At 71.4% G+C, this 11,536-nt stretch carries 11 protein-coding genes; 4 read left to right on the forward strand and 7 right to left on the reverse strand.

Annotated elements, in window-relative coordinates; translation table 11 throughout:
* Window positions 1-36: 36 nt before the first annotated feature.
* Both ACFWZH_RS35650 and uvrB read right to left on the reverse strand, forming a co-directional pair.
* Window positions 37-615 carry a TerD family protein gene (locus ACFWZH_RS35650; RefSeq protein ID WP_384441242.1) on the reverse strand — a complete coding sequence of 193 codons (579 nt, stop codon included), beginning with the start codon at window positions 613-615 and terminating at the stop codon, window positions 37-39.
* Between the two features lie 151 nt (window positions 616-766).
* On the reverse strand, window positions 767-2,896 hold the full coding sequence (uvrB, locus tag ACFWZH_RS35655) for an excinuclease ABC subunit UvrB (protein WP_384441244.1): 2,130 nt from the start codon (window positions 2,894-2,896) through the stop codon (window positions 767-769).
* Window positions 2,897-3,438: 542 nt separating this feature from the next.
* Between uvrB and ACFWZH_RS35660 the strand changes: the two genes are divergently transcribed.
* The 3 genes from ACFWZH_RS35660 (at window position 3,439) to ACFWZH_RS35670 (ending at window position 5,607) form a co-directional block, all read left to right on the forward strand.
* Window positions 3,439-4,332 carry a glycerophosphodiester phosphodiesterase gene (locus ACFWZH_RS35660; protein ID WP_384441247.1) on the forward strand — a complete coding sequence of 298 codons (894 nt, stop codon included), beginning with the start codon at window positions 3,439-3,441 and terminating at the stop codon, window positions 4,330-4,332.
* Between the two features lie 89 nt (window positions 4,333-4,421).
* Window positions 4,422-5,009, forward strand: coding sequence for a methylated-DNA--[protein]-cysteine S-methyltransferase (locus ACFWZH_RS35665; protein ID WP_384441250.1), 588 nt, complete (start codon window positions 4,422-4,424; stop codon window positions 5,007-5,009).
* A 55-nt stretch (window positions 5,010-5,064) separates the two neighbouring features.
* Window positions 5,065-5,607: a DUF1697 domain-containing protein gene (locus ACFWZH_RS35670; RefSeq protein ID WP_384441253.1), complete on the forward strand. Its 543-nt coding sequence runs from the start codon at window positions 5,065-5,067 to the stop codon at window positions 5,605-5,607.
* Window positions 5,608-5,622: 15 nt separating this feature from the next.
* On the opposite strand, the gene ACFWZH_RS35675 is transcribed toward ACFWZH_RS35670, so the two are convergent.
* Complete coding sequence (locus tag ACFWZH_RS35675) at window positions 5,623-6,093, reverse strand: type II toxin-antitoxin system PemK/MazF family toxin (protein ID WP_384441256.1); 471 nt, start codon at window positions 6,091-6,093, stop codon at window positions 5,623-5,625.
* A gap of 138 nt (window positions 6,094-6,231) precedes the next feature.
* Between ACFWZH_RS35675 and ACFWZH_RS35680 the strand changes: the two genes are divergently transcribed.
* Window positions 6,232-7,659 carry a WGR domain-containing protein gene (locus ACFWZH_RS35680; RefSeq protein WP_384441258.1) on the forward strand — a complete coding sequence of 476 codons (1,428 nt, stop codon included), beginning with the start codon at window positions 6,232-6,234 and terminating at the stop codon, window positions 7,657-7,659.
* A gap of 17 nt (window positions 7,660-7,676) precedes the next feature.
* On the opposite strand, the gene ACFWZH_RS35685 is transcribed toward ACFWZH_RS35680, so the two are convergent.
* From ACFWZH_RS35685 to ACFWZH_RS35700, 4 genes are all read right to left on the reverse strand, one after another.
* Window positions 7,677-8,315, reverse strand: a complete 639-nt coding sequence (locus tag ACFWZH_RS35685; protein ID WP_384441261.1) for a uridine kinase — start codon at window positions 8,313-8,315, stop codon at window positions 7,677-7,679.
* A gap of 41 nt (window positions 8,316-8,356) precedes the next feature.
* A complete protein-coding gene (locus ACFWZH_RS35690; RefSeq protein WP_384441264.1) occupies window positions 8,357-8,809 on the reverse strand; it encodes a hypothetical protein in 453 nt (150 codons plus the stop codon).
* Between the two features lie 102 nt (window positions 8,810-8,911).
* Window positions 8,912-9,847 (reverse strand): IclR family transcriptional regulator C-terminal domain-containing protein, encoded by a 936-nt coding sequence (locus ACFWZH_RS35695; protein ID WP_384441267.1) that lies wholly within the window; start codon window positions 9,845-9,847, stop codon window positions 8,912-8,914.
* Window positions 9,848-10,012: 165 nt separating this feature from the next.
* Window positions 10,013-10,957, reverse strand: coding sequence for a zinc-binding alcohol dehydrogenase family protein (locus ACFWZH_RS35700; protein WP_384441270.1), 945 nt, complete (start codon window positions 10,955-10,957; stop codon window positions 10,013-10,015).
* Window positions 10,958-11,536: the final 579 nt, after the last annotated feature.

The following is an 11,536-nucleotide window of genomic DNA, read 5'->3' on the forward strand; positions in this document are numbered from 1 at the left end:
GCACGGCCCGGGGCGCGCCGCCGCGATGTGCGGTGCTTACAGATGCGGCACGATCGCCGGCACCAGGTCCTGGAACGTACGGCCGACGGCGGGCTCGCCGATGGCGGTCATCTGCCAGCCGCTGCCCACGCGGTGCACCTTGGCCATCACCTGGGCGGTGTAGTTGCCGCCGCCCGTAAGGGTGTAGCGGGCCAGCTCCTGGCCGTTGGTGTCGTCCACCAGCCGGCAGAAGGCGTCCTGCACCTCGGTGAAGGTCTGGCCGGTGAAGGAGTTGACCGTGAACACGATCTGGTCGATGTGCACCGGCAGCCGTGCCAGGTCCACCAGGATCGCCTCGTCGTCGCCACCCTGCCCCGCGCCGCCGACCAGGTTGTCGCCGGTGTGCCGGACGGCGCCGTCATCGCTGATCAGGTGCTGGAAGAAGACGACGTCTATCGGCTTCTTGTCGGCGAACAGCACCGCGGAGGCGTCGAGGTCGATCTCGTTGGTGCGCCTCCCGAACAGGCCGCGGCGCGGCGCCGAGCGCCACCCCAGACCCATCCGCACCGCGGTCAGCGTTCCGCCGTCGGACTTCTGCAGGCTGATGCCCTGCCCCTTGGACAAATTGACCGACACGCGCCGTCCCTTCTCCGTACTGTCCCCGCCCAGCTCTCCGGCGGGCCCCCTCGACCCTACGCACGACGGCGGACCCGGGGCGCGCCGGGCCCGCGTTTTGTGGCGTTTCTGCAACACCAGGCGGCTGCGGCCGGCCCGTCGCGGCCCGGCGTCACTGCACGCCGGCCTCCCTCATTTGCCGCAGCTCCTTCTTCAGTTCACCCACCTCGTCGCGCAGCCTGGCGGCGACTTCGAACTGCAGCTCGGCCGCGGCGGCCCGCATCCGCTCCGTCATCTCCTCGATGAGTTCGGCCAGTTCGGCGGCGGGACGGTCCGTCAGCACCGCGCCCGCCTTGCCCTTGCCCTTGCCGGCCTGCGCACCGAGCGACGGGACCGGGGCCTTGCCCTTGGCCTCCTTGGCCTCGCCCGTCTTGCGGTAGCCCGTGCCCAGCAGCTCCTGGGTGTCGATCTCCTCGCGGGCGATCGTGGCGACGATGTCGCCGATCTTCTTGCGGAGCGGCTGCGGGTCGATGCCGTGCTCCTTGTTGTACGCCAGCTGCTTCTCGCGCCGGCGGTTGGTCTCCTCGATGGCCTTCTCCATCGCCGGGGTGACCTTGTCGGCGTACATGTGCACCTGACCGGAGACGTTGCGCGCCGCGCGTCCGATCGTCTGGATCAGCGCCGAACCGGACCGCAGGAAGCCCTCCTTGTCGGCGTCCAGAATGGCCACCAGGGAGACCTCGGGAAGGTCGAGGCCCTCACGCAGCAGGTTGATGCCCACCAGGACGTCGTATTCACCCGATCGCAGCTCGCGCAGCAGCTCCACGCGTCGCAGCGTGTCCACGTCGCTGTGCAGGTAGCGGACCTGGATGCCGAGCTCCAGGAAGTAGTCGGTGAGGTCCTCGGCCATCTTCTTGGTGAGGGTGGTGACCAGGACGCGCTCGTCCTTCTCCGTACGTGCCCTGATCTCGTGCACCAGATCGTCGATCTGCCCGTCGGTGGGCTTGACCACCACCTCCGGGTCGACCAGGCCGGTCGGGCGGATGATCTGCTCCACGAAGCCGTCGCCGCGGGCGAGCTCGTACGGCCCGGGGGTCGCGGACAGGTAGACCGTCTGGCCGATGCGCTCCAGGAACTCCTCCCACTTCAGCGGGCGGTTGTCCAGGGCGGACGGCAGGCGGAAGCCGTGGTCGACGAGGGTGCGCTTACGGGAGGCGTCGCCCTCGTACATCGCGCCGATCTGCGGGACGGTGACATGCGACTCGTCGATGACCAGGAGGAAGTCGTCCGGGAAGTAGTCGATGAGGGTGTTGGGCGCGGAACCGGGCTCGCGGCCGTCCATGTGCATCGAGTAGTTCTCGATGCCCGAGCAGGAACCGATCTGCCGCATCATCTCGATGTCGTACGTGGTGCGCATGCGCAGCCGCTGGGCCTCGAGCATCTTGCCCTGCTTCTCCAGGGTGGCCAGGCGGTCCGCCAGCTCGGCCTCGATCCCGGCGATGGCCCGCTCCATGCGCTCCGGACCGGCGATGTAGTGGCTGGCCGGGAAGATGTACAGCTCCTGGTCGTCGCTGATGACCTCGCCGGTGAGCGGGTGGAGGGTGGACAGCGCCTCGATCTCGTCGCCGAACATCTCGATCCGCACGGCCAGCTCTTCGTAGACCGGGAAGATCTCGATGGTGTCGCCGCGGACCCGGAAGGTGCCCCGGGTGAAGGCCACGTCGTTGCGGGTGTACTGGATGTCGACGAAGCGGCGCAGCAGCTGGTCGCGGTCGAATTCGTCGCCGACCTTCAGCGGGACCATACGGTCGACGTACTCCTGCGGCGTACCCAGGCCGTAGATGCAGGACACCGAGGCGACCACGACGACGTCACGCCGCGTGAGCAGCGAATTCGTCGCGGAGTGGCGCAGCCGTTCGACCTCCTCGTTGATCGAGGAGTCCTTCTCGATGTACGTATCGGACTGCGGGACGTAGGCCTCGGGCTGGTAGTAGTCGTAGTAGGAGACGAAGTACTCGACGGCGTTGTTCGGCAGCAGCTCGCGGAATTCGTTGGCGAGCTGGGCCGCGAGGGTCTTGTTGGGCGCCATGACGAGCGTCGGGCGCTGCAGCTTCTCGATCATCCATGCGGTGGTCGCCGACTTGCCGGTGCCGGTGGCGCCCAGCAGGACGACGTCCTTTTCACCCCCGCGGATGCGCCGCTCCAGCTCGGCGATGGCCGCCGGCTGGTCGCCGTTGGGCTGGTAGGAGCTGACGACCTCGAAGGGCGCCACCGTGCGTTCGATCTTTGATTCGGGCCGCATGGGATCCACCGTACGACCCAGCACTGACAATCGGCGGGGAGACCGCTCCGACCTGCGGATTCGCGGCGGCACCGGCCGGCGTGGCGGGGCTGCTCGGCGAGCGGGGGGCGGCGGGCGGCGACGGCACGGCGGCGCGTTGCGCCATGGGCGTCACGGCCGTGGCGGGTGCCGGGCGCACGGCCGGGGAGCCCCCTGCCGTGAGAGCGGTGCGCTCGCGCGCGGAGCGGGGTCGCGACGGCCCCTCTTTCACTACATATGACCAAAACCGGTCAGAAGCACGAGGGGTGACGCACCATCGGCCAAGATGCGCGGATGCCGCGACTCCGGCAAGTTGGACGGCATCGGAGCGCACGTCTGTTGCACGGCTTTTCCGGGCATCCTGCAATTGCGCGAACGCTCCACGGAAGACCGGCCATTTCTCGTTCAGCCCTCGGCCACCGTACGACCGCCTCCCGCTCTGGCCCGGCTGCGAGCCTCTGCCCGTCCGACCCGGTACACGTCACTCACGTCCGCTCACGCCCACGACGTCACGAGGAGTCCGTATGCGTATCCGCCCCGTCGCCACCGTTGTCGCCGGTGCGCTCATGGGTCTGTCCGCGCTCGTCCTCTCCACCAACGCCGCCCAGGCCTCACCGCACGGACACACTCCGGTGACGGTCGCCCACCGCGGCGCCTCGTCGTACGCGCCCGAGAACACCCTCGCCTCCATCGACGCGGCCGCCGAGCTCGGCATCGAATGGGTCGAGAACGACGTTCAGCGCACCAAGGACGGTGAGCTGGTCATCCTCCACGACAACTCGCTCGCCCGGACGACCAACGTCAAGAAGGTCTTCCCCGACCGCTCCCCCTGGAACGTCGCGGACTTCACCCTCAAGGAGATCGAGAAGCTGGACGCGGGCAGCTGGTTCGGGCAGAAGTTCGAGGGCGAGCGGGTGCCGACGCTCGAGGACTACATGGACGAGGTCGAGCACAACGACCAGAACCTGCTGATGGAGCTCAAGTCGCCGGAGCTCTACCCGGGCATCGAGCTGCAGACCCTCCGCGAGCTGCGCCGCGGCGGCTGGCTGGACAAGGACCACGTCAAGCACCGTCTGATCATCCAGAGCTTCAACGCCGACACCCTCAAGACCGTGCACACGCTCCGGCCGGACATCAAGACGGGCTTCCTGGGCAACCCGTCCGTCGCCGACCTCCCGAAGTTCGCCAAGTACTGCGATCAGATCAATCCCGTCCACACGGCGGTCACCCCTGAGTACGTCGCCGCCGTACACGGCCTGAAGGGCCCGCACCGCCGGCAGCTGGACCTGTACACCTGGACCGTCGACGACCCGGCCGTGGCGATCAAGCTCGCCGACCTGGAGGTGGACGGCATCATCACCAACAAGCCCGACGTGGTGCAGGACGCGCTGGAGAACAGGAACAAGAGCGGAGCCTGAGCGCCCGGTGGCGACGGGGAGCGGCACCAGGCGGCGGCCGCCGGACCGTTCCCCGTCGGATTGTCGGTGGCCCGTCCTACCCTGATCAGGTGACGCATTCCGAGCAGGTTTTTGAGCAGGCCCCCACGCCGCCGGCAGGATCCGCGGCCCGGCGCGAGTGGGCCTGGGCGCGTCTGGAGACCCCGATCGGCCCGCTGCTGCTCGCCGCGACCCGGGAGGGCCTGGCCCAGGTCCTCTTCCATGCCGACGAGCGGACGACCCGCCGCGCGCTGACCCGACTGGAGCAGCTCTTCGGCGGGCCACCACTCCCGGGGATCCCCCATCTGGCGACGGCCACCGCCGAGCTCACCGCCTACTTCTCCGGGGACCTGCGGTCCTTCACCGTCCCCCTGGACTGGTCGCTGTCCTCCGGCTTCAACGCCCGGGTCCTGCACGCCCTGGCCTCCGGCGTCCCCTACGGCAGCGTGGTCGGCTATCAGGACCTCGCCGACCGGGTCGGGGAGCCGGGCGCGGCCCGTGCGGTGGGCGCGGCGATGGGCTCCAATCCGCTGCCGGTCGTCGTCCCCTGCCACCGCGTCGTGGCCAGCGACGGCGGGATCGGCGGATTCGGCGGCGGCCTGGAGACCAAGCGCCTGCTGCTGGCCCTCGAAGGTGTGCTGCCCGCCCCGCTCTTCTGACCCCGGCCCCCGTCCGTCCGCATCCCGGGCCGGACCCCTCACGAACGGCAGCGCCATGTCCCGTCAGATCGCTCTGCTCCGCGGCATCAACGTCGGAGGCCACAACTCCTTCCCCAAGGCCCGGCAGCTGGAGCTGGCCGTGTCCCTGGGATTCCAGGACGTCTCCGTCCTGCTGCAGACCGGCAACATCGTCTTCGCCGACCCCGGTACACCGCCCGAGGAGACCGCCCGGACGATCCAGGACGGGATCGCCGCCGAGCTCGGCCTGACGGTGCCGGTCGTCGTCCGCACCCGCGACGAGCTGGCCGCCGCCGTCGCCGCGAATCCGTTTCCGCAGGCCGTGCCGGAGCCCAAGAGCCTGCATGTGACGTTCCTGTCGGCGGTGCCGGCCGACACCTCCCGGCTGGACGCCCTCGACCCGGCCGCGTTCGCGCCCGACCGGTTCCGGCTGACCGGACGCGAACTGTATCTGTGGTGCCCGGGAGGCATCGGCCGCTCCAAGCTCGCCGCCGCGGTGAGCCGCGCCCCCCTCGGGGTGACGGCCACCTCCCGCAACTGGAACACCGTCACCAAACTGCTGGCCCTGGCGGACGCCTGACGCCCGGCGCTGCCGTCAGCGCCAGCCGTAGCGCTCGCGCAGCCGGTTCACGACGAGGTTGAAGCGGCCGCGGTCCAGCGCGCAGGCCTCGCGCCGCATCCCCGCCGGGTGCACCCGCAGCACACGGTCCACCGCCACCCACGAGTCGCGCCCCGCGCGGTCCCAAGGGCCGGCCCCGATGGGGACCCACTCCCGGTCGTTGTTGTGCCGCTTGCTGGAGAGCTGGACGGCCAGCAGCGTGCCGCGGGTCTCCCGCGCGACGACCAGCACCGGCCGGTCCTTGCCCCGCCCGTCGTTCTCCTCGTAGGGCACCCAGGTCCACACGATCTCGCCGGGGTCCGGGTCGCCGTCCGGGTCGGGCGCGTAGGACGTCCGGACGGCGCCGACGGAGCGCGGCCGGGCCTCCACGGTTGCGGTGGGGCCCTGGCTGCCGGGCAGCGCGGCGGCCGCGTCGGACGGGGCGGAAGCGTTGAATGAAGTGGTCACCCCCTCACGCTAACCGCCCGCGCGAGCAGGGCGGTCGGCGGTCCGCGGCAGGCGCTCGAAGGCCGATTGTCAGTGGCCGGCCGTACGGTTTTCAGCAGCGGGGGACGGCCGTCGGAGCCGCCCGGGGAGGGGAGATCCATGTCCGTGACCACGACGTATCTGGAGCTGTCGCAAGAGGGCGGCGGCGCCCACAAGTTCTACGAGGTGACGGTGGAGGACACGGTCGTCTCGGTGCGCTACGGGCGGATCGGCGCGGCCGGCCAGCGGCAGGCCTCGACGTTCCCGACGCGGGAGAAGGCGCAGGCAGCGGCCGCCAGGAAGATCGGCGAGAAGGTCCGCAAGGGCTACGCCCCCGCCGTCCAGGGGCAGCGCGCCGCCCGTCCGGTGACGCGGCGCCAGGTGACGTCCGCCCCGTCGACGGCGCGCGCTGTCGCACCGGTGCTGTGGCGGTTCCGTACGGGCGCCGCGGCGTTCGGCATCCACATCGACGAGGACCGCTGCTGGGTCGGCAATCAGAGCGGGGACGTCTACACGCTCGGCCACGACGGTGAGGTGCTGGCGCGCTATCAGCTCCCCGACGGCGTCAAGTGCCTGGTGGCGGACGACTTCTGGATCTACGCCGGCTGCGACGACGGCACGGTCTACGACCTGTCCTCCAAGCTCCCGTTCGCGGCCTACGACGTCGCCCCCGACGTCGACATCTTCTGGCTGGACATCCGGGAGGGCATTCTCCACGTCGCCGACCGCAACGGCGGGCTGACGGTCATCGACCACGAGGACGAGTACCAGTGGTCCCGCCGCAGCTCCGGTGAGCACGCCTGGATGGTGCGGAGGGACGAACGCGCCGTCTACCACGGCCACCAGCGCGGCGTGACCGCCTACTCCGCCGACGGCAGCGGCGAGTTGTGGCACACCCCGACCAACGGCGCGGTCCTGTTCGGCTGGCAGGAGGACCACTCGGTGTACGCCGGCACGAACCGCAAGGTCGTGCAGCGGCTGTCGAAGGACAGCGGAGCGCTGGAGGCCGCCTACCAGTGCGACACGGTCGTCTACTCCTGCGCCACGGCTCCCGGCGGCCGCTATGTTTTCGCCGGGGACTCGGCCTCGTCGGTGTACTGCTTCGCCGCCGACGGCACCCGCCTGTGGAAGCTGGGCACCGGCGGCGGATCGGCGCTGTCGATGCAGTATCTGGACGAGAAGCTCTACATGGTCACCACGGACGGCTCGCTGGTGTGCGTCGACGCGAGCGACGCGGCCGTCGCCGCCGCCCAGTCGGGCACGGTTCCGGTGGCCCGGGATGTGAAGTCGGCCGCCGCGCTGCCCACGTACACCCCGTCGACCACGGTGCGGACGGTGGCGTCCGCCGCCTCGGGGATCGTGGTGGAGTGCGTGCAGGAAGGCGGCCGACTGCGGGTCCATGTGGTCTCCGAGGGCTATGAGCCGTCCTGGAACGTCCAGTTCCCGCGCCATATACGCCGGGCCGGGGCGCGGTACGTCGTCGAGGACCTGTCGGCGGCCGCCGGCGGCTTCTACCGCGTCCGGGGCGAGATCCGGCAGCTCGTCTGAGGTCCGGGGCCCGGCGCTCAGACGGGGCCGCTCCAGGCCGGCCGACGGGGATCGTCGGCCCGTACGACGACATCCGCCGCCTCCTCGGGCCGCGTCTCGGCCTCGTAGCGCGCGAAGGCGGGCAGCGTCCAGCGCTCGCCCTCAGGGGTGCGGCGGGCGAGCGCGGCCGGCGAGAGCTTCAGGTGGACGGAGAGATCGAAGGGGAACCAGTGACCGAGCAGCAGGGGGCCGTGCATCAGCAGGACACCGCCCGGCGGCAGCGTCACGTACGCACTGCGCGTCGCCCGGTCCGCGAGCGGATCCCACAGGTCCGGGAGCACCCGCCCGGTGCCACCGGGGTCCAGCGGCTGGAAGACCTCACGCCACAGCGCCTGCCGGTCGAACCACTCGTCGTGGTAGGCGTCGGGATCCTCGCGGCCGTACTCCAGCCGCAGGGAGGCGGGGCGCAGAAAGCCGAAGGTGCCGGCCTTGTGCACCGCCCGCCCCCGGATCCGCAGCGCCTCGGCGAGCCGGCCCGCCAGGTCGCCGGGCGCGGCAGCGGGAGCCCCGTCGATGGCCACTCTCAGCCAGGGACTCCCGTCCTTCGCCGTCGTCGTGGCGATGCGCTCGGCGAGCGCGTCGGTGAGCCGTTCCCAGGTGATCGCTTCGAGCCGCACACCGCCATTCTGCCCGGTCGCACCGCGCGCGGCGCGACGCGTCAGCCGGAGTGCGGCCGGCCCGGCGGTACGTGGAAGGTGGAGTCCCCCGATACGAAACCGACCTGGATCACCGGGGCGTGGTGGACACCGCCGTTGATGGTGTTGTGCACGTCCCGGACCGATGTGCGGTCCCGGTCGGGCGCCACCTCGTCCAGCAGGGCCCGCAGTTCGGCCGCCGCGGCCGGGTCCTCGCGCAGCGACCGCTGCAGCCGCAGCCGCCAGGCCGCGGTCACACCGTCCACGCCGGCCTGGTCGCCCTCCTGCCGGGCGGCCACCAGATCGGCACGGGAGACCTCCAGCTCACCCTCGACCGCCTCCTCGTCCGCGGTGCCCCGGCGCCGGGCGAGGAAGGCCGCCATCCTGCCGCGGACCGCGGTCCAGCCGTCCGTCGCCATCTGCTGCACCAGCGTCGTCGCTCCCGCCGTGGCGAGCGCCACCAACTCCGGTTCCATGGGACCCCCTTGTGCGTCGTCGGTACTTCATTGTGCGGCGGCCGGCCCCGCCCCGGACAGGAGGGCCGGTTCATGACGGGCCGGGTGGCCTGGTGGCGCGGTTCAGGCCTGGTCGGCGGCCGGCCGGGCGGCTCCGTAGCGGCTGAGTTCGGCCGCCGCCTCCTTCGTCGCCTCGATGACGCTGTCGGGGGCCGTCGGCATCACGGACTTGAGCTTGAGCAGCAGGACCGCGCCCATGATGGAGCCGTCCCACATGATCGGCGCCGCGCAGGAGTTCCATCCGGCCATGCACTCCTCGTACCCGAGTGCGTATCCGAGGTCGCGCACCTCCGCGAGGGACGCCATCAGCGCGTCGTTGTCCCGGTAGACACCCGGTCCCGCCTGGTCGGGTACGGGCTCGGCCAGCACCCGCTGCTGCAGCACCTCCGGCAGGTAGGCGAGGATCGTCCGCCCGGAGGCGCCGGTGCGCAGGGAACGCGTCACGGACAGCACGTCGCGCGGCGTCATGCCCAGCTCCGCGAGGTCGGAGTCGCCGACGGCCATGTCGACGCACTGCCGTTGCGCGCCGGAGAACGGCGCCACCATGTAGAGGAACACCAGCCCGCCGTCGGTGGCCGCCCGCAGGTCGCCGAGCACCGTCTGCGCGCCGTCGAGGCGGTGGTCGAGGGCGGTGAAGGCGAGCTGGGCAGCGGAGGTCCGCAGCCGGTAGAGGCCCCGGTCCACCCGCTCGAAGATCCGCTGGTAGATGCCGGACTGCAGGATGCGGTAGACGACCGAGTCGTCCAGGCCGGTGAATTCGGCGATCTCGCCGGGCCCATGGGCGGATCCGCCCAGTTCGGCGAAGGCCGTCTGGACGAGGAAGACCCGTTCGGCATGGCTGGATCCCGACGTCCGGGAGCTCGCGGACGACGCGCCCTTGGCCGTGTGGCGCGCGCTCTTGGGGCGGCCCGCGCCATCGGACACGGCGGCGGTGCCCGAAGCGGAGGCGGGCGCGGCGGCCGAGGCCGCCGGTTGGGACGCTGTGGTGCTGTTGCCCATCGTGTGTTCTCTCCCCTGACAGTGTTCCGCGCCCGAAGACGCACGGCATTTCCCCTACGAGCGGGCACCCCCGTCTCCCGCGGCTCGGACCGCACTTCCCGGCGGACGGCCCCGGGGTGCGCTCCCGGAGCCGTTGTGCCCGCCCGGTGCCCCGGACTACCGGGTTCAGCGGGTGACGTCGAGGGCCAGCTTCCCGGTCCGGGTGCGGGCGGCGAGGTCGTGGTGCACCCGCGCCGCCTCGCCGAGCGGGTGGACGCCGCCGATCAGCGGCTTGAGCGAACCGTCGGCGACCGCGCCGAACAGCGCCTGCATGGACGTCGGCAGCGCCGTGCGGTCCGCGTAGAGCTGCGGAAGCCAGAAGCCGGAGAGGGTGATGGACCGCGCCATCAGGTCACGCGTCGGCACGCTCGTCTGGCCGCCGCCGGCGAACCCGTAGACGGCCAGCCGGCCGCGCGGTGCCACGGCGGCGAGGATCTGCTCGAAGGTGACGCCGCCGGTCATCTCCAGTGCGGCCTCGACCGGGCCGCCGGCCGCCTCCAGGATGCGCTCCGTCAGATCCTCGGCGTTCGAGTCGACGACCGCGTGAGCGCCCAACTCCTGGGCCAGCTTGCGCTTCTCCGGGGAGCCCGCGAGGGCGACGACCCGGGCTCCGGCGTGTGCGGCGAGCTGGACGGCCAGCGAGCCGACACCGCCCGCCGCGGCCGGTACGACGACGGTCTCGCCCGCGGTGATCCGCAGCGAGGTGAACAGCAGATGCCAGGCGCTGTTGCCCTGCAGCGCCAGCGCGACGGCCTGTTCGTCGCTGACCGCGTCGGGTACGTCCCAGGTGACGCGGCGGTGCAGCAGGGCCCGCTCCGCGTATCCGCCGCCGCGGCACAGGCCGACGACGCGCCGCGTGCCGTCCACGGTCCCCACGACCTCGTTGCCTGGTGTGTACGGCAGCTCCACGGGCTTCAGATAGGTGTTCTCCCGTACGTGCACGTCCGCATAATTGACGCCCGCCAGAGCCACCTCGACCAGCGAGTGGCCGGCGCGGGGCGCGGGCTCGGGCGCGTCCTCGAGCCGCAGCACGTCCGGGCCGCCGAATTCTCGCATCACAATCGCGCGCACGACTCTCCCTCAAGTTCTCCGGTGCGGTGCCCGCACAGGGTAGGCACGGCGCCGACCGGAGCGTCGGAGTCCGATCATTTCGCGCCAACCCTCCGGGGGTTCGCCTGCCGCAACCCTCCCTCCCACGTGGATTTCCCGTGCGTTTTCTCGCGACGCGAGAAACGAGCGCGGCGCTTTCCACCCATTACGCCGTTTTGCTTCAGATCTACCCATCGGTATCTCTGAGGTGGCTCTCACGCGTCCCTTGCCTAAACCTGGCTACCGGATGTGATCGCCGCCGCCTACGATCCGAATTGTGTCCGCCGTTGACCAGATGTGACGGCTGCGTCCCCAGGGGCAGAGCGTGCTGCGCGAGGCAGTCGTGCTCGCCCGCCCCACCCGGTGACACGGGCGGGTGGCGGAGGGACGTGGCCGCGCAGGGGCAACCCGGGCACGGCCTGAGGGGGAATCATGATGGGGAAATCGGGGGGCGGGGGGGGGGGGGCCGCGCCCCGCCGCCCCGGGCCCCCCAAGGCGGCACCCCAAAGCCCGCGGAAAGCGGGGCACCCGGGGGCGGCCGCCCCCGCACCGCCCCGGCCC

This window comes from Streptomyces sp. NPDC059008 (assembly GCF_042749045.1).
GTDB lineage: Bacteria > Actinomycetota > Actinomycetes > Streptomycetales > Streptomycetaceae > Streptomyces.

What these genes read in the sequence shown, in the direction of transcription:
- uvrB (WP_384441244.1), bottom strand. Translation starts at nt 2,896, where the DNA reads ATGCGGCCCGAATCAAAGATCGAACGCACGGTGGCGCCCTTCGAGGTC.
- ACFWZH_RS35660 (WP_384441247.1), top strand. Translation starts at nt 3,439, where the DNA reads ATGCGTATCCGCCCCGTCGCCACCGTTGTCGCCGGTGCGCTCATGGGT.
- ACFWZH_RS35670 (WP_384441253.1), top strand. Translation starts at nt 5,065, where the DNA reads ATGTCCCGTCAGATCGCTCTGCTCCGCGGCATCAACGTCGGAGGCCAC.
- ACFWZH_RS35680 (WP_384441258.1), top strand. Translation starts at nt 6,232, where the DNA reads ATGTCCGTGACCACGACGTATCTGGAGCTGTCGCAAGAGGGCGGCGGC.
- ACFWZH_RS35690 (WP_384441264.1), bottom strand. Translation starts at nt 8,809, where the DNA reads ATGGAACCGGAGTTGGTGGCGCTCGCCACGGCGGGAGCGACGACGCTG.
- ACFWZH_RS35695 (WP_384441267.1), bottom strand. Translation starts at nt 9,847, where the DNA reads ATGGGCAACAGCACCACAGCGTCCCAACCGGCGGCCTCGGCCGCCGCG.